We start from the raw sequence: 24,308 nt of genomic DNA on the forward strand, positions 1-24,308 counted from the left end.
CCGGGGCGGGCCGGCCGGCGACCGGCCGGCCCGCCGGGGGTCAGTACCGGTCGCCGACGGGCGCGGGCACCGCGTTCAGCTCCGCGAGGTCCTCGGGGCTCAGCCGGAGCGCGGCGGCGCCGATGTTGTCGGCCAGGTAGCGCGGGTTCTTGGTACCGGGGATGGGGACGACGTGCTCGCCCTGTGCGAGCGTCCAGGCGATGGCCACCTGGGCGGGGGTCGCCCCGTGCCGGGCGGCGACGGAGCGGACGGCCTCCACGATGCGGAGGTTGGCGGCGAACGCGGCGTCGCCGAAACGGGGGTTGGTCGCCCTGAAGTCCCCCTCCTCGAAGTCCGGCCGCTCGAACGAGCCGGTCAGGAAGCCCCGGCCGAGCGGGGCGAAGGGGACGAAGGCGGCGCCGTTGGCGGCGCACCATCCGACGACGTCCGTGCCCGGCGCCTGGGCGTCCCGCGTCCACAGGGACAGCTCGGACTGGACGGCGGAGACGGGGTGCACGCGGTGGGCCCGTTCGGCCTCCTCGACGGTCACCTCGGACAGGCCGAGCCGGCGCACCTTGCCCTCGCGCACGAGCTCGGACAGCTGCCCCCAGGACTCCTCCAGGGGAACGGCCGGGTCCACGCGGTGGAGGTAGTACAGGTCGATGACGTCGGTGCCCAGGCGTCGCAGGCTGGCCTCGGCGGAGCGCCGGATGTGCGCGGGCGAGCCGTCGCGGCGCATCGCGCGCGTGGCCAGGTCCGTGACGACCATGCCCACCTTCGTGGCCACGACGGCCTCGTCCCGGCGACGCGCGAGCACCCGGCCCACCAGGGACTCGTTGTGCCCGTCGCCGTAGACGTCCGCGGTGTCGATGAGCGTGACACCCGAGTCGAGCGCCTGCTCGATGACCGCCACGGACAACTCGTCGTCGCGCCGGGACTCCGCGTACCCCCAGCTCATCCCCATGCAGCCGAGGCCGATGGCGCCGACCAGGGGACCTGTACCGCTCAACTGACGCGTGCGCACGCGCTCTCCTATGTGTTCGTCGGATGGTGGTGGAGTGGCCCGGGGCGGGGCGGGGAGGGCCCCGCCCCGGTCTCAGGCCGCGGTGAGCACGAGTGCCGCGTTGTGCCCGCCGAAACCGAGGGAGGTGCTGACCGCCACGTCCAGATCCACCGTCCGGGCGCCGCCGGTGACCACGTCGACGTCGACCTCGGGGTCGAGTTCGCGCACGTTGGCCGTGGGCGGCACCGAGCCGTGGCGCAGCGCCAGGGCGGTGTAGGCGACCTCGATCGCCCCGGCGGCGGCCAGGGTGTGGCCGGTGACGCCCTTGGTGGAGGTCACCGCGGGGCGGGTGCCGAGCACCCGGCGCAGGGCCCGCGCCTCGACCAGGTCGTTCATCGGCGTCGACGTGCCATGGGCGTTGACGTGGCCCACGTCGCCCGGGTCGACCCCCGCGTCGGCCAGCGCCGTGCGCAACGCCCGTTCCAGCCCCGCGCCGTCCGGGTGGGGGGCCGTGGCGTGGTACGCGTCCGAGGAGGCGCCGAAGCCGGTGATCCGCGCGTACGTCCGCGCGCCCCGGGCCCGCGCGTCCCGCTCCCGCTCCAGGACGAGCACCGCGGCCCCCTCGCCGGCCACGAAGCCGTCCCGGTCGGCGGCGAACGGGCGCGACGCCGCGCCCGGGTCGTCCCGGCGGTTTGAGAGCGCGCCCATCCGGGAGAGCCCGGTCAGGGTCGCCGGGCTGAGCGCCGACTCGGTGCCGCCGGCCAGGACGACGTCGCACAGACCGGCGGCGAGCCAGTCCCGGGCGATGCCGACGGCGGCGGCGCCGGAGGCGCACGCGGTGGCGGTCACCAGGCTCGGGCCGAGGATCTTCTGGTCCATGGCGACGTAACCGGCCACCATGTTGACCATCCCCATCGGGACCATCAGCGGTGACACGTCCTCGGGAGCGCCGTCGTAGAACGTGCGGTGCTGCTTCTCGAACGTCGCGGTGCCACCCAGGGAGTTGCCGAGGACCACGCCGACCCGTGTTCCGTCCCAGGAGGCGGAGTCCAGGCCGGAGTCCGCGACGGCCTGCCGCGCCGCCACCAGCGCCAGCTGGACGAAGCGGTCCAGCTTCCACGCGGTGCGCCTGCCGAGCAGGGCGTCGGCGTCGAAGTCCGGGACGCGGCAGGAGAAGTCGACCTCGGCGCCCTCCAGCGCGGGGTCCGTGGCGGCCGCGGAGACACCGGAGGTGACGCGCCGCCAGTTGTCCTCGACACCGGAGCCCGCGGGGGTGACCAGCCCCATTCCGGTGATCGACACGGCGCGTTCCATGGCGGTGGCGCTCACACCCGCGGGCCCTTCGCCTCGATGACGGTCACCGCGTCGTCGATCGTGTGGGTCGACTTCAGCTCGCCCTCCTGGAGCACGACGCCCATCTCCTTGCGGAGAATGAGGCCGAGCTCGACGAGGATCAGCGAGTCGATGTCGAGCTCCTCGAAGACGGCGCCGGAGAGGATCTCCTCCTCCGGCAGGCCGAACTTCTCGCTCAGGATGGACACCACACGGTCCTTGATCTTCTGCGTCGCTGTTGCCGTGGTCATGACTGTTCCTTCCGTAGGGTAGGCGTGGGGTCGGGGACAAGGGCCAGATCCGGCCAGCGCAGGGCGGCCGATCCCCAGGTCAGGCCGCCGCCGAAGCCGGTGAGGAGCACCCGGTGGCCCGGCCGGACGTCCCCGGCGGCCACCGCGTCGGCGAGGGCGAGCGGGATGGAACCCGCCACGGTGTTGCCGACCTTGTCGAGATTGACGACGATCTGTTCGTCGGCCAGGCCCAGTTGATCGCCGACCGCGCGCAGGATGCGCACATTGGCCTGATGGGCCACCACCCGGTCGACCGAGGCGTCCCCGGTCCAGCCGATCCGGTCGATCAGGTTCTGGGCGGACTTGCTCATGTTCAGCACCGCCTCGGTGAAGACCGCGCGGCCGGCCATCGAGAAGTACTGGTCGCCCTCGGGGGCTGGCTCCCCGGTGGAGCGCTGCCGCGAGCCGCCGGCGCGGACGGTGATCATGTCGGAGCCCGCGCCGTCGCTGCCGAGGTCGAAGCCCAGCAACGCTCCCGGCTCGTCCGCGTCCCCGGTGCGCAGCACCACCGCGCCCGCCCCGTCGCCGAAGATGGCACGGGTGGTGCGGTCCCCGGGATCCAGGATCGTGGAGAAGGTGTCCGCGCCGATGACCAGCGCGCGCTGCGCCGTCCCGGCCGTCAGCATCGAGGCCGCGACCGCGAGGGCGTAGACGAAGCCGGTGCACACGGCGCCCACGTCGAAGGCCGCGACGCCGCCCAGGCCCAGCCGCTCGGCCACGACGGGCGCCGTGGCCGGGCAGGGGTGGTCGGGGGTGCTGGTGGCGAGGACGACCAGGTCGATTCCCTCGGCCTCCGCCCCGCCTCGGGCGGCCGCCGAGGCCAGCGCCCTGCGCCCGGCCTCGACCGCCAGGTCGGAGGTGGCGTCGCCCGGCTCGATCACGTGCCGTCGCTCGATGCCCGTCCGGGTGCGGATCCACTCGTCCGAGGTGTCGAGCTGCTCCGCCAGCACGTCATTGGGCACGACCCTCGGCGGCACCCAGGCGCCGAGACCGCACACCACGGCGGCCCGGCTCACGACGCCGCCTTTTCCGGCTCTTCGGGCTTTTCGGGCTTTTCCGGGGCGGGCTTCTCCGCCTTCCTGGGTATCACCTGCGGTGCCGGGGCGCCCGCCGCGGCGCTCGCGCCCATCTCGGTGACGGTCTCGGTGCCCACACGCTCGGTACGCGGCAGGGCCGAGAGCACCACGCGGGCGCGCCGCAGAGCCATCCGCAGCTCCGCCGGGTCCAGACCGGTCAGGGCCGCGATGTGGCCGTCCGGGCGGACGAGTACGGCCCGGGGCTCCTTGCCCAGCAGCGGGGCGAAGCCGGGCCAGGCCGAGACGTCCTGGGCCGGGAAGCCGGCCGGGAGGGTCGCGAGCAGCGCGTCGCGCTGCCGGACCCACTCGTCGTTCTGCCGCTCGCCGGCCCACAGCAGGACGGTCGGGCCCGCCGCGTCGACGGACGGCCAGCGGCCCCCGCCCGCCGCCGGGCCGTCACCGGCCGAGGCGTGCCGGCTGAAGACCGGCAGCCGGTCGCCCGCCCGCACGGCACGGGTGAGCCCCGGCAGCGTCTGCCACAGCGACTCGGCGGGCCGGTAGGTGACGTCGTGCTGCGCCATCAGCGGGGCGCCGAACCGCTGGAGGACGCCCGTGCGCTGCGCGGACCGCACCAGGGTGTCCCGGACGGCGACCTCCCTGCGGCCCCGGAACAGCCCCCAGCTGGTCTGCTTGGCGGTGGTCAGGACCACCCGCTCGGCGGCCAGCCGGCGCTCGGAGTCATAGGTGTCGAGGATCCCGGGCTCCAGGGTGCCCCGGATGACGCCCGCCAGCTTCCAGCCCAGGTTCACCGCGTCCTGGATACCGGTGTTCATGCCCTGGGCGCCCGCCGCGCTGAAGATGTGGCCCGCGTCGCCGGCGAGGAAGACCCGGCCGTCGCGCAGGGTCTCGGCGACCCGCCGCCGCGCCCGGAAGATCGTCGTCCAGTCCAGCGGCCCGATCATGCCGGGGCGCGGGGCCCGTTCGTCCATCACCCGCTGGAACAGCTCGCGCGGCGGCGCGTGGTCCTCCGTCCAGCCCGGCACGCTCACCGCCAGCCGGAACCGGCCGTCGCCGAACGGGGCGAAGCCGAGCGCCCCGCCGCGCGTGTAGCAGTAGAGCAGCTCGTTGTCGTGCAGATCGCCGTCGATCGGCCCGTCGCCGATGGCGAAGAGCACGTCCTCACCGCTGCCGAGGAACTCGATGCCCGCGAAGCGGCGCACCGAACTGTGCGCGCCGTCCGCGCCGATGACCCAGTCGGCCTCGATCTGCTCGGTACGGCCGTCCGTCCACGCCACGTCGACCACGGGCCGCCGGCCGGAGTTGTCGAGCCCGGTCACCGTGCCCTGCTCGACCTTCCCGCCGAGCGCGATCAGCCGGTCGCGGACCACGTCCTCCGTGCGGTGCTGGGGGATGACCAGGCCGAAGGGGTAGGGGGTGTCCTTGAGCCGGCTCATCTCGATCGAGCCGAGCGGCCGCTTCTGCGAGAAGTAGGTCACCGCGTCGAGCCGGTTGCCCGCCTCGGCGAGCGGCTCCGCCGCCCCGATCCGGCCGAGCAGCTCCAGGCTGCGCGGCCACACCACGATGGCGCGGGAGTGCAGCGAGGAGTCCGGCGGGGTGCCGTCGACGACCCGCACCGGCACACCCTGGCCGAGGAGTTCGCACGCGAGGACCAGACCCACCGGCCCGCCGCCCACGATCAGCACCGGCCGTTCCCCACCGGAGTGCTCACGCAGGGGAATCGTCATCATCACGCCTTTCCGTTTGCCGTTCTATCGCCGGATCGCCGAACGGACCCGGGGCCAAGCTGAGAAGCTGAGGAGGGGGCCGGGGCTCAGGGGCGGTGCACCACGACACCGCTCCAGGTGAACCCGGCGCCCGCGCTGAGCACGACGGCGTGCTCGCCGGACCGGAGCCCCCACGGGCCATCGCCGGCCAGTGCCGCGAGGTTCGAGAAGAGGTCGCCCGCGCCCAGATGGCCGGTGCCGGCGCCCAGGTCGACGACCGGGGCGGGAGTGACCGCCGCCACCGCGGGCCCGTAGATGTCACGCGCCGTCGCCCGCCCGAGACGGGGCAGCAGCACCGCGCGCGGGGCCGGGCCGTCCGGTCCGAGGCCCGCCTCGGCCAGCGCGGCCGCGACCACGCGGGTCGTAGTCTCCCGCAGCCGGCCGACGAACGGCTCCCGGCCCGTGCCCGTCAGGAACGCCTTCTTGGTGCGCCGCACATCGACCGTGGGACCGGCCGACAGGGGCGCCTCCTGGAAACGGGACACATCGCGGTGGACGACCTCCAGATCCGGCGCGGCCTCGGTGACCAGGGCGTCCAGGACGAGCGCGGCTCCCGCCGGCCCCTCGCGGCGCTCCAGCACCGCGGCCGTCGCCCCGTCCCCGTACCAGACCCCGTAGTCACCGCGCCAGCGGTCGAACCCGGGGCCGCAGAACTGGTCGCCCGTCGTCACCAGCACCGGGCCGTGGTCCGGCATCGCCACCAGCCGGGTCAGCGCGGTCTCCAGGGCCGCCGCGCCGCCGTTGCACATCTGCTGGATGCCGATGGGAACACTGCCGGTCGCGCCGGTCCGGTCGGCCACGTAGTGCGCCGGGGACCAGAAGTCGTGCCCCTGGTAGTACGTCCACGCGTGCAGCACGGCCCGTACCGACGCCGGTGCCACTCCGGCCCGCTCCAGCGCCTCCCGGCCGGCCAGCACCGCCATCTCGGGGGCCGACTCGCGTCCGGACACGGGAAGCTCGTCATAGCCGATCGCCTCGCTCTCGTCCCGGGTGACCAGGCCGTCGGCGAGCGCCTCCACCGCCTTGACGGTGGTGGCCGGCAGCCACTCGGCGGGAGTGAGGAGGACTCCATCGGGCGCCCTCACACCATCACCTCCTGCATGGCGGCCGCGTAGGCGCGGGACGTCGTCGTGTGCATCCGGCCGGTGGCGATGACCGCGCCGTCCTGCTCGAACTCCACGTGGAAGGTCCACAGTTCCGGCAGCGCGGCGCCGAGCTCGTCCACATGGGCGTACGGCTCGGTCCTGCGGACGTGCACGGTCGTGGGGGAGTCCAGCTCCGCGTAGCGAGCGAAGGAGAAGTCGAAACCGGCGACCGTGGTACGCGGCGTCGAGGCGCCGTGCAACTCGGAGGCGGTGAACAGGCACAACTGCCGGGCCGCCTCCATCAGCACCATGCCCGGCACGTGGTCCTGCGCGTGGTCGAACATGCTGCGGTTGTCCACGGGCACACGGAGCGACGCGGAGGCCCCGTCGGGGCCGGTGCGCACATCGCCGAGCACCACGTTGGCCGGATCCACCCGGCCCACGAGGGACGGCGCCAGCCGCGAACCCACCCGGGGGAGGTCCCCGAACGGAGTGAGCGGCCTGCCCCGGCCCCGCTCGCGCACCATGGAGTACACCTCGCCGGGTATGTACCCGACGTCGATGCGCACCGTGCCCAGGCGGTGCCGGGAGAGCTCCATCTCCGCCTCGTACGTCAGCCGGCGGACATCACCGGCCGCCCCGCGGCGGTTGCTCGTACGCACCCGCATCGCGAGCTCGCCCGGCCGGTCCGTGACGGGCGCGGTCAGCAGCCCCGGCAGGGACATCGACCACGAACGCAGCAGGAACTTGCTGTCCCGGGGCACGCCGAAGAACGCGTGGCCCCCGTACGTCTCCGCCTGCCGGCAGCACTCCAGCAGGAGCAGCGGATCCGGCACGCCGAGCCGGGAGCACCCCTCCGTGTAATAGGTGTGCGACGGCGGCAGTTGAGCGGCCGCGAGGTACGCGGACTCGCTCACCCGGCGGGCGTCCGTCAGGAACACCTCGGACAGGGCCCAGCGGTGCAGCAAGGACCGGTCGACGGTCCGGTTGAATTCGAGGGTATCCGTTCCGGACAGCCCGCTTCGAGGGACCTTGGATTCCATGAACACCTCCAGAACCTCCGCTATCGCGTTTCCGGCGTACAAATCTCCGGCTATCTCTCTGGTCATCTCGGTGGTGGGCGTAATGAGGGTCTCCCGACGTCGGCACCGGTCGTAAAACCGGGCCGCGAGCCCGGTGCGAGAACCAGCATTCAGCGCCCCGGCCAATATTCAACTCAAGTCCCGCACCAGTGGCCCGGCGATGACCGGCGCTTGTCCTCCGCTTGAGTCGCGGGTGCCGACACTCGATCCGGCACCCGATTCACCGGAGGCATGGAACAGACCGGAGGAAAAACACCGATGGCTGCTACACACGACACACACGGCATTGGTGCGACGTCGTTCGCCGCCCTCTTCCCGGGGCAGGGGGTACAGCGGCAGGGCATGGGCGCCCGCTGGCGCGACACGCCGTCGTGGTCCCTGGTCGACACGGTCTCCGAGGCGTCGGGACACGATGTCGCGGAACTGCTCCTGGAGGCCGGCACGGACACCCTGGCCCGTACCGACCTCGCCCAGATCAGCGTCTTCACGGCGTCGTTGCTGTCCTGGACGGAATTCCGGGACACCCACCCGGAGGCCCGCGTCACCGCCTTCGCCGGGCACAGCCTGGGGGAGTACACGGCCCTGGTGGCGGCCGGGGCCCTCACCACCGCCGACGGCGCCCGGCTGGTCGGGGTACGCGGCCGCGCGATGGCCGACGCCGCCCGCCACCGGCCCGGAGCCATGGCCGCCGTCATGGGCGCGGACCCCACGGCCGTCGAGGAACTCACCGACCGGGTACGCCGCGACGGCGCGGACCTGTGGGTCGCCAACCTCAACTCCCCGCAACAGACGGTGATCGCGGGCGCCCCGGACGCGGTCGAGACCGCCGGCGCGCAGGCCCTCGCGAACGGCTGGCGCTACAGCGTCCTACCGGTGTCCGCCGCCTGCCACACCGCGTACATGGCACCCGCGAGCCAGGCACTCGCCGCGGCACTGGACGAGATCACATTCCGCCCCGCACACGCCCCGGTGATCTCCAACGTGGACGCCCGCCCCCACACCGACGGCCACGACTGGCCGGCCCTCTGCGCGCGCCAGCTGATCTCCCCGGTCCGCTGGAACGACACCCTCCACACGCTGGTGACCGAGCTGGGCAGCGCCCGCTTCACCGACTTCGGCCCGGGCCGCACCCTGGCGGGCCTGGCCCGCCGCGTGTTCCCGGACGTCCCGGCGGAAGCGGTGGGGGGTGGGCGGGCGGTTGTGTACAAATAAAGGAGTGGCGGGTACTCGAGCGAGTACCCGCCACTCCTTGTCGTGCCGTGTTCAGGGACCGAATCAGTCCCGGTCCGACCACCAGGCCGGTGACACATCGATGTACAGCACGTCCCCCACGCGCTTTTCCGTGGGGTCGTCCGGATCGATGTCGCCGTTTCCGTAGGGATCCGCGTCGGCGACGACGAAGATCCTCGCGCCGGACCCGGACACCCGGTACCTGTGGAAGTCGTCCGTCACCGACGCGTCGTCGTCCGGCTCGACCGAATGCCCCAGGTCCGTGATCAGGGCACGAAGGTCGTCGAATCCGACTCGATGAGTGAATTCACCGTACGCCTCCCGGAGGGGCGGCGGTACGACGCCCGCGCCGCGGATCAGGCTGCGCACCCGCACCTTGATATCGGTGCACGCCCAGATGCCCTCGTCCTCCTGGAACGACAACTGCACCAGTCCGTAGTCCCGGCCGATGAGGCCCGCCGACGTGTTGTCGGCGTAGTCGGGCCCCAGCTCTTCCTCCCATGCGGCAGGAGGGGACCCGATACCCGCCCCCAGTACGTCACCACGAGTGGCGACGTGGGCGTAGAACTCCAGGTCGGACATCCGCGTCTTCTCCCATGCGCCGGTTACGGAATGTTCTCCAGCGCGTCGATCAGGTCCTGAATTTCCTTCGTCCGGTCGTTGTCGAACTTCCACTCCGGCTTACGGCCCTCCTTCATCGCCTTGGCGCTGTATTCGAACTTCTCCTTGGCGGCCCGCGCGACTCTCAGCATGTCCTCGCGCCGCTTCGGATTCGTCCTGAGTTCCTCGATGGCGGCGTCGATCTGCTTCTGCGAGGGCTCGCCGATCGAACCACCTCGGCGGTAGGGCAGGCCCATGATGCCACCCTTGCCGTCCGCGCGGATCAGCACCTCGGTCTCGTCCGCCATATTGACGTGAGCGCCCTTGTGGACCCAGTCACCGGAGACCTGGGCCACGTGATCGATCTCGAGGCACTTCTTCTTCTTGGCGTTGTGGACGAGGATCGCCGTGGTGCCGACACCGACGTAGTAGGTGTGGACGCCCTCGACGGTGAGGTTGTAGACCTTGCGCGTCTCGGTCCACGCCCGGGTGCCGACGACCTCGTTCAGCCCGCCGTCGGGGGTGCGGAGCCGGTCGCCCGCCTTGAGGTCCGCCGCCGTGAGCCAGCGGTGCTGGTTGTCCACCCAGAACGGGTGGTTGCCGGTGGCGGTGACCTTGCCGGTGGCGTCGCCCGCCGCACCGTCGGTGTCGACCGTGACCTCGACGAGGTTCTTCTGACCCTGGCCGATGATCACGTTGGTGACCATGCGCCCCTCGGTCCTGCCGGTCCCGGGGTCGGTGGCCAGGACGTCCTGACCCGTCCGGACGTCCTCGATCGGCTTGCGGGTGCCGTCCGCCATCAGGACCGGGGTCCGCGGCGTGAAGCTGTTGTCGGGGAGTTCCTCGGCCGCTTCGATGAGGCATTCCGCATGTACCTTGCGGAGGGCATCAAGGACGCCCTTCCCCTTGTCGATGAGCTTCTTCGCCGTGGCCGACTCCTCGAGGAGCTTGCCGATGTTGGCCAGACGCTTGATGGCCTTGGCGATCTCCGGGAACTTCTCGATGGCCCGGAGAGCCTTGCCCCAGGGGAGGTTGTTCACCAGCGCCCAGAAGCACGCCTCGACGTTGCCGTCGCTGATGCACTTCTTGATGTTCTTGATGTCGAAGTAGTCCGCGAGGAGACCACCACCGATCTCCACCAGGAGGTCCGCGAAGTCCTTGCCGGCGAGCTGCCGGGCCTTCTCGTATTCCTCACGGGAGATGCCACTCTTCTCGAGGACCTCCAGCTCGTCGTCGGTCAGTTGAGGACTGTCGCTCTTGCCCGCCTCGGCGGCTTCCTCGCGTGCCTTGCGCTCCTGCTCGCGTGCTTCTGCCTCGGCCTTCTTGGCGGCCTCGTCGGCCTGCTTGGCGTAGCCGAGGGCATTGTTGGCGGCCTCCTTCGCCGACGCGGCGTGCTTCTCCGCGGATTCGGCGAGCTTGCCTGCGGCGTCGGCGTCCTCCTTGGCCTTGGTGGCCGCGGCCTGGGCGGTGGCGGCCTCGCTCTCGGCGAGGTCGGCGGCGCTTGAGGCGGCCGCGGCGTGCTGTTCGGCTTCGGCGGCGGCGCCTCGGGCGCGGGCTGCTTCGGCTTCGGCGTCGTTGGCGGCCTGGCGGGCCGCCGCGGCGTCGGCGTAGGCCTGGTTGGCGGCCTCGCGGGCTGCCTTGGCGTCGGCCTGGGCCTGTGCGTCGGCCTGGTTGGCACGGGCAGCGGCGGCACGTGCCTTGGCGCCGTCGATGGCCGCGTCGGCGGCGGAGCGCATGGCGGCGGCCATGGACCGCGTGGCATTCGCGGAGGAACGGGCGGCGTCGGCCGCGGCCTTGAAGGCCGGAGCGACCTGAGCGTTCGCCCGCTTCGCGGCGGCTTCGGCGTCCTCGGCGGCCTTGACCGCTTCGGTGGCCTTGGCCTGGGCGGAGGCGACCTGCTCCTCGCCCAGCTCCTGGGCGGCGGTGGCGACCTCGGCGGCGAAGTCCGCGTCGATGTCCTTGCCCGCGAACGGGGCGGTCAGTTCGATCGCGGTGTTCGCCGGATCGGCGATACCGGCAGCGGAGGCCTTGGCGGCGCTGGACGCCTGCACGGCGACGCCGGCCTGGAGCCGGGCCATGGCGGCCTCGCGAGTGGCGCCTTCGGCCTCGTCCTTGGTCCGGTTCGCGGCCTGGAGCGCGTTCTTCGCCTCGATCGCCGCGAGACCGGCAAGGCGGGCGGCCTCGTGCGCGGCGACACCGGCGCGGGCCTCCTGCGCGGTCGCCTCGGCGGCCTTCACATTCGCCCGGGTGGCGGCGGCGTGGGTCGCCGCAGCCTCGGCTTCAGCGCGGTTGGCAGCGGCGTTCGCGGCGGCAGCGGCGGCCTCGGCCTTGTTGGCGGCGGCGTTGGCGGCCGCGGCGTGCGCGGTCGCCTCGGCGGCGGCGGCGCGGGCGCGAGCGGCCGCGCCGGCGGCCTCCGTCGCGGCGGAACGCGCCCGGACAGCGGCACCACTGGCCGTGTCAGCGGCACCCTGCGCCTGATCGGCAGCGGCACTGGCGGTGTCGGCGTCCGACCGGGCGGCGGCAGCGGCGGCCTGCGACTCGACGGAGTACGAGGTGCCCTTGGCCGCCGCGGCCATCGACGCGGTGGCCTGGGCCCTGGCCTCCTCGGCCTGGTGCTTCTGCCGGGCCGAGTACGCCTTGTCCCGGGCCTCGCGGGCCTGGGTCTCCATGCCACGGGCGTTGTCGTCCGCCTTGGCGGCGATGCCGTCCTGCTTCTCGGCGTCCGCCCGGGCCGACGCCGCCGTCGCTGCGGCGGCCTGAGCCTCTGCCCGTGCGGCGGAAGCCGCACGGGCCTCGGCCTCCGCACGCGCCCGCGCCGCAGCCGCGATGTCGCGCTCGTGCTCGGCCCGGGCACGTGCCTGGGCGGCGAGGTCGCGCTCGCGCTCGGCGATAGCCCGCTGCTCGGCGGCGATCTTCGCCTGGCGCTCGGCCTCCTGGCGGGCCTCACGCGTCTTCTTCGCGTGCTCCCACGCCTCGGCCTCGGCCTTCTCCGCCGCGATCCGCGCCGTCCGCGCACGCGCCGCGGCGTCGGCGGCGATCTTGGCCTGCTTGTCGGCCGCCTCCGCCAGCTTCGCCGCGGTGGCGGCGTGCTGCTCGGCGTTGGCGCGCCACATCTTGGCCTGCTGCTCGTGCAGCTCGGCCTGGTTCTTGGCGTTCAGGCCCTTCGCGTCCGCCTCGGTGGCGTCCACCGCGTGCTGCGCGGTCTCACTCGCCTTCACCGCCGCGTCAGCAGCCGCAGCGATACCCGACGCGACCTCCGACCACTGCGTGCCGTACGTCAGGCCGGTCTCGACCAGCACATCGGCCTGGACCTTCGCCTGCGCCGCGGCGACCTGCGCCTGCTTGGCGGCGACGCCGGCGAACTCGACCTGACGGGCGACGTCGGCCTTGACGTTGTCGTACGACGAGAGCGTCTTGCCGGCGCGGTCGGCCGACAGCATCCGGTCCGCCTGACGCGCCGAACCCGCCGCCAGCGACATCGCGTTCGAGACGTTCTTCAGCGCCTTGACCGCGTCACCGTGCGCGGCGATCAGCTTCGTACGCGCCTCCGCCGCACGCGCCGCCTTCTCGGCCAGCTCGCGCAGCTTCTCCGCCGCTTCCTGCGCCTCCTTCTGGGCCTTTTCGATGGCGGCGCGGGCGTCGGCGTCCTTCTGGGCCGCGACCAGGTAGCCCTTCTCCAGGAACTCCGCGATCTTCGCGTCGTCCTTGGTGTCCAGAGCGGCCTGGGCGGCCTTCTTCACCTCCGGGCCACCGGAGGCCACGAGCATCTCGACGCGCTTGCGGTTCTCCGCCGCCTGCTGCGCCGCGTTCTGCTTGTCCTTCTCGTCACGCTGCTTGGCGATCGCCCCGCCGAAGGCGAGGAAGTCGGCGCGGTCCTTCGCGGTCGCCTTCGGGCCCAGGACACGTTCGACCTCGGCGTTGAAGTTCGCCCCGCCCGTGCCGCGCAGCTTTTCGATCTCCGCGCGGTTCTTGACGTCCGCGCCGTCCTTCTTCTCCTTCGCGCGCTGGCGGGCCTCGGCCTCGCCATGCGCCAGGAACTCCCGGATCGCGTTCGGGTCCGAGCTCTCCAGGGCCTTCTTCGCGGCCTCCTGGACCTCCGGCTCCGGATCGAACTCCGCGAAGTCCTCCACCATCTGCCGGTCACGCTCCGCGGAGAGCTTGTCCAGCTCCGTCCGCGGCGCCGGTACCGCACCCGCGGCCGGCTTCGGCAGCGCCGCCGCCAGCTTGTCCAGTGCCGCCATCGCCTCGGTCGGCTTCAAAGCGGCACTTTGGGCACGCGCCGTCGTGGTGGCCGCCGTGGCCTCCCCCGTCGCGCCACCCAATATCGCGACAACAACGGCCGTGGAGACGGCCTTTCTCACCACACCGGCCACGTCACCACGCAGCCGTCGTCCGGCTCTCGGCCGGAATCTACCCATCACAGGAAGAACCCCCCAATGAAATGAAATGGAAAAAAGCCCCTGAGCCCGCCCGCGCACGCGGGCAGGGCGGAGCGGACCCGGTCACGAGAACCGGGCCCGGATGACCGACGGAATCCGGCGGTCAGGGAAATTCGGCCGACAGGTCAGGCCGGCCGAAGTACGTGAAAACGTCAGCCCTTGACGCGGATCTCGCCGTCCCGGGCCTTGTCGAACATGCTCTGCCAGAACCCGGACGTCTCCAGCGCGTTGGCCTGCTCCTGGGACCAGGTCTTCTGGGTGGCGTCGGCCGACCGGCCGATGTTCTTCCAGAGCTCGTCGGAGCTCTCCTGGGCGGCCTTGGCGATGTTCTTCCAGTTGTCCGCCTGCGCCGAGGCCGTCTCCTGCTCGGCCAGCCACGCCTTGCGTGCGGCCTCGGAGTGGTCGGCCACGGCCTTCCACGCCTGCTCGGCCTCTGCCCGGGCCTTCGCTGCGTCCGCCGAGCCATTCACGGCCTTCTCCGCCGCGTCGGCTTCCTTGACCAGACGCGCCAGGGTGGCGCGCCGGATCGTTTCCGCATCCGTGATCCGTGTCGCGAAGGCCTCGAAGTCCAAGGTCGCGCCGGTCGCCCAGCCGTAGCCGAAGAACTCCGCCACGTCCGCGTCCGTGGCGCCCGGGCGCAGCGCCCACTGGGCCGCCACCCGCACCTGCTCGCCCGGGTCGTGCTCGGCGACCGAGGACACGAAGTCACGGTCCTTGGCGGCGACTTCCAGCTTGTGCCGGGTGTCCGCCTCCCGGGCGGCCCGGTCGCGCTTCTGCGCCTCGGCGTACCCGGTCTTCACGAACGCCGCCTGGTCGGTGGCTGTGCCCTTCAGCGCGCGCTCGGCCGCCGCCCGCGTCTCGGGGGAGAACTCCGCCGTGTGCGTACGCACCACCCGCTCGCAGAAGGCCCTGTTGCGGGCCCGTACGTCCCGCGCCCGCTGCCTGGCGGCGTCGAAGCCGCCGCCAGGCGCCAGCCACTCCGCGATCGCCTCGTCCCCCCGGGTGCTGCGCAGGGCGTTCCACGCCGAGGTCCGTACATCGGCCGACGGGTTCGTCTTCGCCACCTTGAGCACGTAGTCACGCGCCGCCTGGGCCGCCGCGGCCTGCGCGAGCGCGGCCTCGTCGGCCGGCTGGTCGGCCGGGGCCGCCACCATGGCCGGGGCCGCCACCACGGCCGGGGGCGCCACCACGGCCGGGGCGTCGGCCCAAGCCGGTGCCACCCCTGCCACAGCGACCCCACCGGTCAGCATGCCGACGGCCAGCGCCTGCGCGATCCACCACTGACGACTCACTCTTCCCCCTCAAGAACGTGTAGCTCATTGCAGTCGTCCATACGGAGAGGGACAGCGCCTTGGTCAAGACGCTGTCCCTCCGCGCGGTCTACCTGCCGCGCACGCGCGGCACCGACCGCGAGGTCACTTGACCGGCGTGATCTTCCACAGCTGGGCGTCGCTCTGGTTGCAGTACCACTGCTGGGCCTTCACGTTGTTCTCCTTGCTGGCCCCGGGGATATCCAGGCAACGGTCCTGGACGTGCTGGGGACGCAGCTGGAAGAGCTTCTTGTCGTGGTCGACCAGGACGGCCTGCCAGTGGGTGTTCGCGCCGCCGTGGCAGGTCCACTGCTGGGCGTCGTCGCCGGCCTTGGTGCCGCTGTTCTCCACCTCGAGGCACTTGCCGCTGGGCACGGACCGCAGCTCATAGGAGGAGTCGGCGGCGGGGACCATGCGCCACTGCTGGGGGGCGGTGCCGTTGCAGGTGTACTGCTGGGCCTTGACGCCGTTGTCCTTGGCGCCGTTGTTGATTTCCAGGCACTTGCCGCTGGCCGCGACCTGGAGGGTGACGACCGTCTGGGGCGCGTTCGCGCGTTCGTTGGCGGCGCGCGCCGCCTCGGCGGCCGCTCGTGCGGCGTCGGCGGCCGCTCGTGCGGCGGCCTCCGCCGCGCGCTGGGCGGCGGTGGTGCTGTCGTCCCCGTCCGCGTACGCGGTGCCGGCGCCGCCGGTCAGGAGGATGAGGCCGGCACCGATGGCCAGCGCGGCTCGGGTGGTCCGTGCCATGGTGGGATCCGTTTCTTCTCGAAGGATGTGGGTGCCGCTCAGGCGGACTTGGCGGGCAGGAGCTTCCAGCGCTGGCCGGCGGTGCTGTTGCAGTACCACAGCATGATGTTCGCGCCGTCCTCGAGGTTGCCGCCCTGGACGTCCAGGCAGCGGTTCAGGGCGTGGGCGGGGCGCAGCTCGTACAGTTCCTTGGCCACGTCGACCATGACCATCCGCCAGCGCTGGTGGGGGAGCTCGGCGCACCACCACTGCTGGACGTTCGCGCGGATGTCGGTGCCTCCGTTGTCCACTTCGAGGCACTTGCCGCTGTGCTTGGGGCGCAGCTCGAAGGTGGCGCTGCCGGTGGGAATCACGTCGAAGAGCTGGTTGTCCAGGCCGTCGGCGCACGTGGCCTGTGTGGCCTGGGCGCCGTTGCGGAGGCTGCCCTTCGCGATGGTGAGGCACTTGCCGCTGTGCTCGACCTGGAGCTGTACGGCCGTCGGCGCGGCGGCGCGCGCGGCGGTCTCGTCCGCGGAGGCGTTGCCCGCGCTGCCGGCCAGCGCGGCGACACCGGCGCCGATGGCGATCGTGGCCCGGGTGATCCGAGACATGGGGGATTCCGTTCTTCTCAGGAGTGGGCTCGGTATCGAGCGGGGTCAGCGGGCGAGCGGGGCGGAGATCTTCCAGGTGGCGTCCTGGGCGAAGTCCTTCTCGGCGTCGTAGCGGTTCTTGCCGCTCTTGTCGGCCGTGTAGAGGTCGCCCCAGAACTGCCGCAGCCAACGCCCCGGCTGGCCCGCGGACTCGAAGGACATGCCGGAACCGGCGAGGCCCTTGCGTGCGCACCACGTGGCGTCCTTGCGGAAGGCGGTGCTGTTGTCGTCCGCGGACATCCGCACCCGGCGGTCCTTCTGCGCCAGGTAGTAGCCGGGCTTGCGGGCGGACTCGAAGGAGTAGCAGCCGGGCTGGTTGGCCAGCGCGGGGATGATCACCCAGGTGGCGTCCTCGCGGTCGGTCTGCTTGTCCTTGGCGTCGACGGGAGCGATGAACGCCTCGCCGCCGTCCACGTCGGACTGACGGATGTGGAAGCCGGCCAGCTTGGCGTTGACGGGCTGGAAGGACTGCCGCTTCGCGCGGTACTGGCTGTCCTCCTTGAGGAACCGGGCGACGTCCTCGTCGGTACCGGCCAGCGCCTTCTTCGCGACGGCGACCAGGTTCGGATTCATCCCGGTCTTCTCTGCCGCGGCCTGGATCTGGAGCGCCTGCCTGCGGCTGGCCTCCGCGATCTTCTTGCGGCGGGCCTCGTCGTCGCGCTTGTACGCTTCCTCGGCGCCGGTGTGGATGAACTGCTTCCAGTCCGCGGGGCTGGAGCTGAGCACCGCCTTCTGGGCCGCGGCGTAGAGCTCGGTGCCCTGGTCGCCGGACGCGGCGCGCAGCAGTTCGCGGATGAAGTTGTCGTCACCGAGGGCCAGCACGGCCTCGGACGGCGTGATGCCGAACAGGGCGGCCGCGTTCTTGCGCGCGGCCAGCTCCTTGCGGCGCTCGGCCTCCTCGCGGTTCTTCTGCTCGAGCTCCTTGAGCTCGTTGGCCACATCGCGCTGGTGGGCCTCACGGGCGCCGTTGGCGATGAACTTCGCCCAGTCGCCGGCGTCGCCCGCCAGGGCCTTGGCCGCCGCGTCACGGACCTCCGGCCCGGAGGCCTCGTGCTTCAGCACGGCGCGGATGAAATTGTCGTCGCTGAGGCCCAGCAGATCGGGGCTGTTCGGGATGCCCACCGCGATCAGCGCCTGGGACTTGGCGTCGCGGGCCGCGCGGTCGGCGTCGGCCTTGTCCTTCTCCCGCTGCTTGTCGAGCTTGTACGCCTCGTGGATGCCGGTGGTGATGAACCGCACGCGGTCCTCGGCGGATTCGCCGACCATGGCGTCCTCGGCGGCCAGGCGCACGTTCTGGAGCGTCTCCCCGCCGTCCCGCGCCTTCTGCCACAGCGCGTGGACGAAGTCGTCGTCGCTGAGGAGGAGGACGTCCGGCGTCGGGTCCAGACGGACCACGGCCGCGGCGTCGACGCGCTGCGTGTCGGTGGTGCCGATGCCCACGGCCGCGGCGACCGCGCCGGCGGGCGCGGCCACGGCGATACCCGGCGCGACCGCGCCGGCGACGGCGGCCAGCGCGGTGGTCGCCACGATCCCCCGCTTGACGATGTTCCGTGTGCGCGCAGAGCTGGTCTGACTCTTGTGCATTTTGTTGTAACCCCCAGTAGCGCTTCGTTCGAGTGGCCCGGGCGAACGGGCGAACGAAAGCGGTCTCTGGGCGCAGTGTTGAAGATCCCCGAATAAGAGTCAAACCGGCTATGCACTGATATGATCCGGACGCGATTGGCCTGCCCTTGGGGGCATTTTGGGGGAATGAGGGCTTGACTTTGCGTTGGGTGATGTGTTTACGCGCCTTGCGGCACCCGGGGGCTCTGCCCTCGCTCAGAGCCAGTCGCGCTTCTTGAAGACGAAGTACAGGCTCTGACGCAGACCATCCCCATCAGCAGGATCGCGAAGGGGTGGCCGAACGCGCAGGAGGGGGTCTTCTTGAAGTTGTCGCCCTCGGAGCGCCGACTTGCGGAGATTGCCTGGCAAGCCACTCTGACCTGCAGCGATGGGCGTTTCCGGCTCATTCGCCGGGCTGCCGGTTTGGGTGGTCGATCCTCCCCAGCCGCTCCTCAACGGGGCTCCGTTCTCCCCAGATCCTCCCCAGCGGGGCCGACCCGTATTGTGAAGGCCCCCTCTGGGGTGTTCGCGCAAGCCATCCCGGATGGCGGGCGGATCCGGCGGGGTGATGAGCAGAGCGCTGAGGGCGCGGGTGTCGTCGCGTACGCTTCGGCCCACTCGGCATCCGCCCGACCGCCGGGGCTTGCTGGTCCAGGCAGGGCAAGCCCGACCGGCTCCCGGCCACTTTCCACCGCACCCACGGACTGCGCTATTTCCATGGCTGCTACTCGGTCGGCGACGACACGCTCTGGGGTGTCAACCGGCGTCGCAAGGGGCGCTGCACCTCTACTTGCACTGGCGCAACCAGAACGCCCGCCGCCACCCCGACGTCCTGGCCGCCCAGCGGCGCGAACGCGCCCGTATCCGCGGCGAGAAAGGCAGCCGCTGGGGCGGCCGCCCTCTCAACCCCGCGGCCTGACCGCCGCGCCGTGACCGTCGGCGATCTGGCACGAGCGGCCTCGCCGCGGGAACAAGCCCCGTCAGGGCTTTTCGGGCTTGCGGGCCAGCAGGCAGGCGTGCGGTCTGTTCACCCGTCCGCCAGGCTCCTGCTCCAGCCTCGCGGTGACGACGAGTCCGGCCTGCTCCAGCAGGCCGACCATCCGGTCCAGTGGCAGGAGGTATGACTCGTAGGACACCGGATGGCCATAGCCGTGGGTCGGCTGCAGCCGTTCATCGCCGACATAGTCTCCCCAGAGCAGGTAGCCGCCGGGCGCGAGCGTGCGGTGGAACTCGGCGAACACCGCCGGCAGCCACTGCCGCCGTCACACGGCCGGGGCCGCACCCCAGGTCCACGCCCGGCCCCAGACCGGCCGTCCGCACGAGCTCGGCAAACCCTGCCAGCATCGCGCGAGACAGCGGGTCCATCTCGGCTGGAGGCGGGACGCGTTCGACGTAATCAGCCGCGACCGTGTCGTACGACTCCCGGACGGCGGTCAGAAAGGAGGGCTCAACCATGCGGGCGACCCTAGACCGGAGAACTGACAGGCCGTGTCACGACCTTGAGTTAGCCTGCGCGACATCCACCGCCGTAGACACTCGGCCATCACACCACTCCGGTGATCGTTTCCGGTCAGAGCACTGGAACGATGGCGGCCCAGTCGGGATAGGCCACCTCTTGCTCGTCGCCGAACGCGTCGTGGATGGTGGTGTCGCGCCGCAAGCGTCGACAGTCCCGTGCAGTGCACGATCTGGTGTTCATGATGGCACTCGCCGGGAACTGCCTGGCCGACATCGCCTTACTGCGGGCCGCGGCGGTCGTGTTCGGGCGGCGGGGAGTGCGCTGACCGCGCTCCGGCAGGTCAGGGCGCAAGTCCGTGCGAGGGTATAAGCGTTGGCCGGGTACATTCCCCGACGTGGGCGGACACGTGATCGTGGGCTTGGACACGGCGCTCGTGATCGCGCACTCCGACAAACAGAATGCGGCTGCGACGTGGAAGAAGGCCCTTCGGCCATCATCCGCTGATGGGGGTTCGTCGACCACGGACCGGGCGGGTTCGGAGAGCCGGTGGCCCCACCCAGGCGTCGGCATACGGATGGGGCCACCGGCAGTCGTGCGTGTTGCTGCCCGACCGACGTCAGGTCACGTCGGCCAGGTAGGAGTGGTAGCTGTCCGCCGGGAGTTCGGTGAGGGGCGGCACGTCGACGCCGGTCGGCAGGGTGCAGTTCGCGCCCTGGAAGAGGATCAACGTGTGCGTGGTGTGGTTCCTCGTGGAGTGCCCCTGGAACCGGATGTTCTTGCAGACCCCGACCTGGGGGTGATCGACCTCCAGCGCATCGACGAAATTGAGCCCCGAGTAGTCGCAGACCGCATTGCTGGTGGGACACGTGGCGGCGTGGGCGGGGCCCGCGAAGGTCAGTGTGCTGCCGATGGCCAGGACGGCGGCGGCGAGACCGGCGAGACGAGGTCGTATGTGGCGCATTCCCGTTCCCTCCTTGACTGAGGTGCCGGGAATTCGGTGCGTTGCCTGTTGGGTTCCCGGCGATGGGAGTGTCTCGCTGTGGATGGTTTTCGGCCAGGCGGTGGGAGGGGGCGCGCAAGGACGCATGTCGGGTTGCGGTGTTCTCCGCGCGCCTGTCCACTTGACTAGTTGTGCCGCCGGGCCTGTGACAGCAGTCAGGCTGCTTCATCGCATGTCTGGCAGCGGCGGGCGGCCATGCGCACGCGGGATGCGCGGGATGGACGTAAGGCGGGGACGGTCTCGCGGCCGTATCTGAGATCCACAGTCAACCGCCCGGTGCGACTGGCCGGACCTGGGGTTCGGGCACCTCCTCCAGTCTGCTGCCGCCGGGCTGGGCCAGGGCTTCCAGCTCCCGGTGCTGCTGCGGATCGTGCGCTCCGGCGGACCGGGCATGGGCGGGCAGCGAGGTGATGGTGACCGCGCAGCAGTCCTCGCCGGCCGTAGGGGTGGCGATGCTCGGCATGCCCTTCCTGGCGGTGTCGCCGGGGCTGGGTGCGGGGGCGCGCTGGTGGTGAGGCTGCTGGTGCAACTCGGGGTGGTGGCGGTGACGGGGCTGCTGAATCTGCGGCTGCCCCGAGTGGTCGGCTGAGACGTGGGTGGGTCGGCCGAGAGCTGAGCGGACCGGCCGCGCGCGGTGCGGCAGCAGAGCCCAGATAGGGGTATCGCCGAGGTAAGCCCGAAAGCCGCCAATAGTTGATCTTGGTGTGCCGGCCGACTTCCGCTCAGCGCCGGGTGTCAGTCATGAGCGCGTTGACGCGGTTCTCGTACTCGCGGCGAGCCTTGCGCTGTGCCGGGATGGCCACGGCGCTCATCGAACCCGCGCGCCCCCTGTCGTCATTCGATGGTCCGGCGGCGAGTCGTCAGCGGCCGGCGAGAAGGCCGTCCAGCAGGGCCCGGAGTCCGTCCTGGTAGGTGTCCTCGGCGGTCAGTGGCGCCCAGCGGTCCGCGACCTGCGCCAAGCGGGGCAGCTCGCTCGGGTCGAGATCGGCGAAGACTTGTTCCCGGTAGGTCGCACTGTCGTCGTCTGCGCGCCTTCGGGCCGCTGTCGTCCTGACCACGATCTCTCCGGCGGTGTAGTACCAGATCGCGCGGTAGCCGTGCACGGCCCGGTCGGGGGAGAGGCCGCATTCGACCAGGCCGTCGACGATCTGCTCGACGAACCACAGCGCGGTGGTGGACATCAGGTCGTCGGCGGTGAGTACTTCCACGATCCAGGGGCAGGCGGCGAGTGCATCGTGGATGGCGGTGGTGGCGGCGATGACCCGCTCGCGGGGGTGGGCGGGCAGTTCGGGTCGGCGCAGGGTCCGTGTCGCGTAGTCGTCCAGCAGCAGGACGAGCAGTTCTTCCTTGTCGCGGACGTGGTGGTAGAGCGCCATGGGCGTACTGCCGATCTCCGCGGCCAGCCGCCGCATGGTCAGCCGGTCCACTCCTTGCTCGGCCACGATCCGGCGGGCTGTCTCGATGATCTCCTCGCGGGAGATACGGGGAGGTCGGCCCAGGGCTTTGCGCGGTGCGGACGGTTGCGGCATGCCCCCATCATCCCCCAGGTGTCGACAACGGTGACCCCTGGGCGCTAACTTTTCTTACATGTACAGAAACTCTCGTGGTAGGCCCGGAGTGGTGCTGGCGGCAGCCGCCGTCGCCCAGTTCGTCGTCGCCCTGGACATGTCCGTGGTCAACGTCGCATTGCCCGCGATCCGCTCCGACCTGGGATTCGCGCCGCTCGACCTGTCGTGGGTTGTCCACGTGTACGCGCTCACGTTCGGCGGGTTCCTGCTGCTGGGAGGACGCGCGTGCGACCTGTACGGCCGCCGTCGGATGTTCGCGCTGGGGCTGGCCGTCTTCGGGCTGTGCTCGCTGGCGGGTGGGCTGGCCCAGGCTCCCTGGCAACTGATCGCCGCCCGCGCCGGGCAGGGCCTGGGCGCCGCCGCAGCCGCGCCGGCCGCGCTGGCGATGCTCACCACCACCTTCACCGAAGGCCCCCAGCGCGTCCGCGCGCTCGGGGTGTGGAGCGCGGTGAACGCCGCAGGCGGCGCGCTGGGCGTGCTGGCAGGCGGACTGCTGACCCAGTACGCGGGCTGGCGCTGGGTCATGCTGATCAACCTGCCCATCGTCGTAGCGGCTCTCGCGCTGATCCCCGCAGGGGTGCCTGCCGGGGCATCACCGGCCCGGCGCGAGAGGCTGGACGCGCTGGGCGCCGTCCTGGCGACCGGCGGAGTCGGGCTGCTGGTGCTCGGTGTCGTCCGCACCGACGCCCTGGGCTGGGGCTCCCCGGTCACGTGGACGACCCTGGCTGCCGCGGCCGTGCTGCTGATCGCCTTCGTCTTCACCGAGTCACGGGTCGCCGCACCGCTGCTGCGCCTCGGCCTGCTGCGCAGCCGCTGGGTCGCCGGTGCGAACGTGCTGGTGTTCCTGGCCGCGGCCGGGCAGTTCACGGCGTTCTACTTCGTGTCCCTGTACATGCAGCAGGTCCTGGGCATGGGCGCCGCAGCGACCGGGATCGCGTTTCTGCCCTTCTCCGCCGGCCTGGTCGCGGGAACCATCGTGGCGACCCGGATCACCGCAGCACGCACCCCCCGTGCGTCCCTGGTGCCCGGCGCCCTGCTGGCCACCGCGGGCCTGGCCTGGTTCGCTCTCATCAGCCCCGACGGCAGCTTCCTCACCGACGTGCTCGGCCCGTCCCTCGTCACCAGCATCGGAGCCGGACTGGTTCTGGCCCCGGTCGCCGCCGCCGCGACCACCGGCGTCACCCCGCACGAGGCCGGCATGGCCTCCGGGCTCATGAACAGCTCCCGCCAACTCGGCGGCTCCATCGGCCTAGCAGCGCTGGCCACCATCGCCGCGCACCACACCGGCACGACCACCGACCCCGCCGCGCTCAACGACGGCTACGCCCTGGGCCTGGCCATCGCCGCCGCCATTTTCGTGCTCGCGGCGGTCGTGGCGATCGGCGTGCTGCCGCGCCGCCGGGCCGTCACACCTCTCCCGCAACCCACCGCCCCCACAGAGAACCAGTTGGAAGGAACACCGTCATGATGACGACCACTGCCGTCGACCTGTTCGCCTCGGCGCTGCATTTCCACCCCGACGGCGACGTCCGAGCCGTCGAACGGCAGATGACGAGCAGCGGCTCCGGCGCCTGGCAGATCGCCACGTTCCACGTCGAGACCGACGCCGACGTGCACGCCGATTACTGGGAGATGCACCCGGAAGCAGAAGAAGCGGTGTGCTGCCTGACCGGCGGTATCCGCCTCTACTTCCGTCCCGACAGGCCCGGCGGCGCCGAGGACATGGTGCAGTTGCAGGCAGGCACCGCCGTGATCGTCCCCCGCGGTCGCTGGCACCGCCTGGAGCTGGAGGCGCCCAGCGACCTGATGTCGATCACCCTTCGCCACGGCACCCGCCTCGAAAAGCGCACCGACACCCACTGACCATACGGTGGTCCGGCAGACGTGCTGCCGGGCCACCACAAAGTCCGGAGCACGCAGGCTGCACGCCAGTGCGGCGTCCGGCTGCCGTCCTGCCGCCTCCTCCCGGGTTGGCGAGAAGAACAGATGCAGCTCATGCGCGGTGATCAGCCGCTTGAACCGCGGATACGCGGTCCGTTCGATCGAGGGCACAATCCCGCCCCGGGCCCAGACGATGGTCAACATCACCACCGACGACACCGGGTCGAACGGGCGACGGCCGAACCGATCGGAACGCCAAGATCAACTATTGGCGG

19 protein-coding genes and 3 pseudogenes are annotated in these 24,308 nt (G+C 71.6%); 5 read left to right on the forward strand and 17 right to left on the reverse strand.

All coding sequences use genetic code 11. From position 1 onward, the window contains the following. Positions 1 to 40 precede the first annotated feature (40 nt). From RM609_RS24225 to RM609_RS24255, 7 genes are all read right to left on the reverse strand, one after another. A complete protein-coding gene (locus tag RM609_RS24225) occupies positions 41 to 1,003 on the reverse strand; it encodes an aldo/keto reductase (protein ID WP_311613654.1) in 963 nt (320 codons plus the stop codon). A gap of 72 nt (positions 1,004 to 1,075) precedes the next feature. Beyond that, the gene (locus tag RM609_RS24230; RefSeq protein WP_311613745.1) at positions 1,076 to 2,296 is read right to left on the reverse strand and encodes a beta-ketoacyl-[acyl-carrier-protein] synthase family protein; all 1,221 of its coding nucleotides are present in this window, start codon (positions 2,294 to 2,296) and stop codon (positions 1,076 to 1,078) included. An 11-nt stretch (positions 2,297 to 2,307) separates the two neighbouring features. Next, positions 2,308 to 2,565 (reverse strand): acyl carrier protein, encoded by a 258-nt coding sequence (locus RM609_RS24235; protein WP_311613655.1) that lies wholly within the window; start codon positions 2,563 to 2,565, stop codon positions 2,308 to 2,310. After that, complete coding sequence (locus tag RM609_RS24240) at positions 2,562 to 3,620, reverse strand: beta-ketoacyl-ACP synthase III (protein ID WP_311613656.1); 1,059 nt, start codon at positions 3,618 to 3,620, stop codon at positions 2,562 to 2,564. Before RM609_RS24240 ends, RM609_RS24235 begins: the two co-directional genes overlap by 4 nt. Continuing rightward, complete coding sequence (locus RM609_RS24245) at positions 3,617 to 5,365, reverse strand: FAD-dependent monooxygenase (RefSeq protein WP_311613657.1); 1,749 nt, start codon at positions 5,363 to 5,365, stop codon at positions 3,617 to 3,619. The genes RM609_RS24240 and RM609_RS24245 overlap by 4 nt, the downstream gene beginning before the upstream one ends. An 86-nt stretch (positions 5,366 to 5,451) precedes the next feature. Further along, positions 5,452 to 6,489 carry a ketoacyl-ACP synthase III family protein gene (locus tag RM609_RS24250; RefSeq protein WP_311613658.1) on the reverse strand — a complete coding sequence of 346 codons (1,038 nt, stop codon included), beginning with the start codon at positions 6,487 to 6,489 and terminating at the stop codon, positions 5,452 to 5,454. Beyond that, positions 6,486 to 7,532, reverse strand: a complete 1,047-nt coding sequence (locus RM609_RS24255) for an AfsA-related hotdog domain-containing protein (protein WP_311613659.1) — start codon at positions 7,530 to 7,532, stop codon at positions 6,486 to 6,488. The genes RM609_RS24250 and RM609_RS24255 overlap by 4 nt, the downstream gene beginning before the upstream one ends. A gap of 297 nt (positions 7,533 to 7,829) precedes the next feature. On the opposite strand from RM609_RS24255, the gene RM609_RS24260 reads away from it, so the two are divergent. Next, positions 7,830 to 8,783: an ACP S-malonyltransferase gene (locus RM609_RS24260; RefSeq protein ID WP_311613660.1), complete on the forward strand. Its 954-nt coding sequence runs from the start codon at positions 7,830 to 7,832 to the stop codon at positions 8,781 to 8,783. A gap of 63 nt (positions 8,784 to 8,846) precedes the next feature. Here the strand turns inward: RM609_RS24260 and RM609_RS24265 are convergent, their stop codons facing one another. The 6 genes from RM609_RS24265 to RM609_RS24290 form a co-directional block, all read right to left on the reverse strand. Beyond that, entirely contained in the window at positions 8,847 to 9,383 is a 537-nt protein-coding gene (locus tag RM609_RS24265) for a hypothetical protein (protein WP_311613661.1), read from the reverse strand. A 23-nt stretch (positions 9,384 to 9,406) separates the two neighbouring features. Further along, positions 9,407 to 13,660: a polymorphic toxin-type HINT domain-containing protein gene (locus RM609_RS24270; RefSeq protein WP_311613662.1), complete on the reverse strand. Its 4,254-nt coding sequence runs from the start codon at positions 13,658 to 13,660 to the stop codon at positions 9,407 to 9,409. Between the two features lie 332 nt (positions 13,661 to 13,992). Next, positions 13,993 to 15,132: a hypothetical protein gene (locus tag RM609_RS24275; protein ID WP_311613663.1), complete on the reverse strand. Its 1,140-nt coding sequence runs from the start codon at positions 15,130 to 15,132 to the stop codon at positions 13,993 to 13,995. A 123-nt stretch (positions 15,133 to 15,255) separates the two neighbouring features. Then, positions 15,256 to 15,894, reverse strand: coding sequence for an RICIN domain-containing protein (locus tag RM609_RS24280; RefSeq protein WP_311613664.1), 639 nt, complete (start codon positions 15,892 to 15,894; stop codon positions 15,256 to 15,258). Between the two features lie 38 nt (positions 15,895 to 15,932). Further along, positions 15,933 to 16,484, reverse strand: coding sequence for an RICIN domain-containing protein (locus RM609_RS24285; RefSeq protein WP_311613665.1), 552 nt, complete (start codon positions 16,482 to 16,484; stop codon positions 15,933 to 15,935). A gap of 45 nt (positions 16,485 to 16,529) precedes the next feature. Beyond that, on the reverse strand, positions 16,530 to 18,107 hold the full coding sequence (locus RM609_RS24290; protein WP_311613666.1) for an AbfB domain-containing protein: 1,578 nt from the start codon (positions 18,105 to 18,107) through the stop codon (positions 16,530 to 16,532). A 626-nt stretch (positions 18,108 to 18,733) separates the two neighbouring features. Here RM609_RS24290 and RM609_RS24295 point away from each other — a divergent pair. Then, positions 18,734 to 19,044: pseudogene (locus RM609_RS24295) on the forward strand (IS630 family transposase); the annotation flags it as partial. A 61-nt stretch (positions 19,045 to 19,105) separates the two neighbouring features. Here the strand turns inward: RM609_RS24295 and RM609_RS24300 are convergent. Continuing rightward, positions 19,106 to 19,580: pseudogene (locus RM609_RS24300) on the reverse strand (SAM-dependent methyltransferase). A gap of 209 nt (positions 19,581 to 19,789) precedes the next feature. On the opposite strand from RM609_RS24300, the pseudogene RM609_RS34625 reads away from it, so the two are divergent. After that, positions 19,790 to 20,136 (forward strand): annotated as a pseudogene (locus tag RM609_RS34625) (IS1380 family transposase); the annotation flags it as partial. Between the two features lie 64 nt (positions 20,137 to 20,200). Here RM609_RS34625 and RM609_RS24305 read toward each other — a convergent pair. The 3 genes from RM609_RS24305 to RM609_RS24315 all read right to left on the reverse strand — a co-directional run bounded on the left by RM609_RS24305 (position 20,201) and on the right by RM609_RS24315 (position 22,113). After that, positions 20,201 to 20,545 (reverse strand): hypothetical protein, encoded by a 345-nt coding sequence (locus RM609_RS24305; protein ID WP_311613667.1) that lies wholly within the window; start codon positions 20,543 to 20,545, stop codon positions 20,201 to 20,203. A gap of 304 nt (positions 20,546 to 20,849) precedes the next feature. Beyond that, positions 20,850 to 21,113 carry a hypothetical protein gene (locus RM609_RS24310; protein WP_311613668.1) on the reverse strand — a complete coding sequence of 88 codons (264 nt, stop codon included), beginning with the start codon at positions 21,111 to 21,113 and terminating at the stop codon, positions 20,850 to 20,852. Between the two features lie 331 nt (positions 21,114 to 21,444). Next, positions 21,445 to 22,113: a TetR/AcrR family transcriptional regulator gene (locus RM609_RS24315; RefSeq protein ID WP_311613669.1), complete on the reverse strand. Its 669-nt coding sequence runs from the start codon at positions 22,111 to 22,113 to the stop codon at positions 21,445 to 21,447. A 58-nt stretch (positions 22,114 to 22,171) separates the two neighbouring features. On the opposite strand from RM609_RS24315, the gene RM609_RS24320 reads away from it, so the two are divergent. Together RM609_RS24320 and RM609_RS24325 are read left to right on the forward strand one after the other, a co-directional pair. Beyond that, the gene (locus RM609_RS24320) at positions 22,172 to 23,620 is read left to right on the forward strand and encodes an MFS transporter (RefSeq protein WP_311613670.1); all 1,449 of its coding nucleotides are present in this window, start codon (positions 22,172 to 22,174) and stop codon (positions 23,618 to 23,620) included. Next, on the forward strand, positions 23,620 to 24,015 hold the full coding sequence (locus RM609_RS24325; protein WP_311613746.1) for a cupin: 396 nt from the start codon (positions 23,620 to 23,622) through the stop codon (positions 24,013 to 24,015). The genes RM609_RS24320 and RM609_RS24325 overlap by 1 nt, the downstream gene beginning before the upstream one ends. Positions 24,016 to 24,308 lie beyond the last annotated feature (293 nt).

Source organism: Streptomyces hesseae (assembly GCF_031845785.1).
GTDB lineage: Bacteria > Actinomycetota > Actinomycetes > Streptomycetales > Streptomycetaceae > Streptomyces > Streptomyces hesseae.

What these genes read in the sequence shown, in the direction of transcription:
- RM609_RS24285 (WP_311613665.1), bottom strand. Translation starts at nt 16,484, where the DNA reads ATGTCTCGGATCACCCGGGCCACGATCGCCATCGGCGCCGGTGTCGCC.
- RM609_RS24315 (WP_311613669.1), bottom strand. Translation starts at nt 22,113, where the DNA reads ATGCCGCAACCGTCCGCACCGCGCAAAGCCCTGGGCCGACCTCCCCGT.
- RM609_RS24260 (WP_311613660.1), top strand. Translation starts at nt 7,830, where the DNA reads ATGGCTGCTACACACGACACACACGGCATTGGTGCGACGTCGTTCGCC.
- RM609_RS24290 (WP_311613666.1), bottom strand. Translation starts at nt 18,107, where the DNA reads ATGCACAAGAGTCAGACCAGCTCTGCGCGCACACGGAACATCGTCAAG.
- RM609_RS24325 (WP_311613746.1), top strand. Translation starts at nt 23,620, where the DNA reads ATGACGACCACTGCCGTCGACCTGTTCGCCTCGGCGCTGCATTTCCAC.
- RM609_RS24265 (WP_311613661.1), bottom strand. Translation starts at nt 9,383, where the DNA reads ATGTCCGACCTGGAGTTCTACGCCCACGTCGCCACTCGTGGTGACGTA.
- RM609_RS24305 (WP_311613667.1), bottom strand. Translation starts at nt 20,545, where the DNA reads ATGCGCCACATACGACCTCGTCTCGCCGGTCTCGCCGCCGCCGTCCTG.
- RM609_RS24230 (WP_311613745.1), bottom strand. Translation starts at nt 2,296, where the DNA reads ATGGAACGCGCCGTGTCGATCACCGGAATGGGGCTGGTCACCCCCGCG.
- RM609_RS24245 (WP_311613657.1), bottom strand. Translation starts at nt 5,365, where the DNA reads ATGACGATTCCCCTGCGTGAGCACTCCGGTGGGGAACGGCCGGTGCTG.
- RM609_RS24280 (WP_311613664.1), bottom strand. Translation starts at nt 15,894, where the DNA reads ATGGCACGGACCACCCGAGCCGCGCTGGCCATCGGTGCCGGCCTCATC.
- RM609_RS24235 (WP_311613655.1), bottom strand. Translation starts at nt 2,565, where the DNA reads ATGACCACGGCAACAGCGACGCAGAAGATCAAGGACCGTGTGGTGTCC.
- RM609_RS24320 (WP_311613670.1), top strand. Translation starts at nt 22,172, where the DNA reads ATGTACAGAAACTCTCGTGGTAGGCCCGGAGTGGTGCTGGCGGCAGCC.
- RM609_RS24255 (WP_311613659.1), bottom strand. Translation starts at nt 7,532, where the DNA reads ATGGAATCCAAGGTCCCTCGAAGCGGGCTGTCCGGAACGGATACCCTC.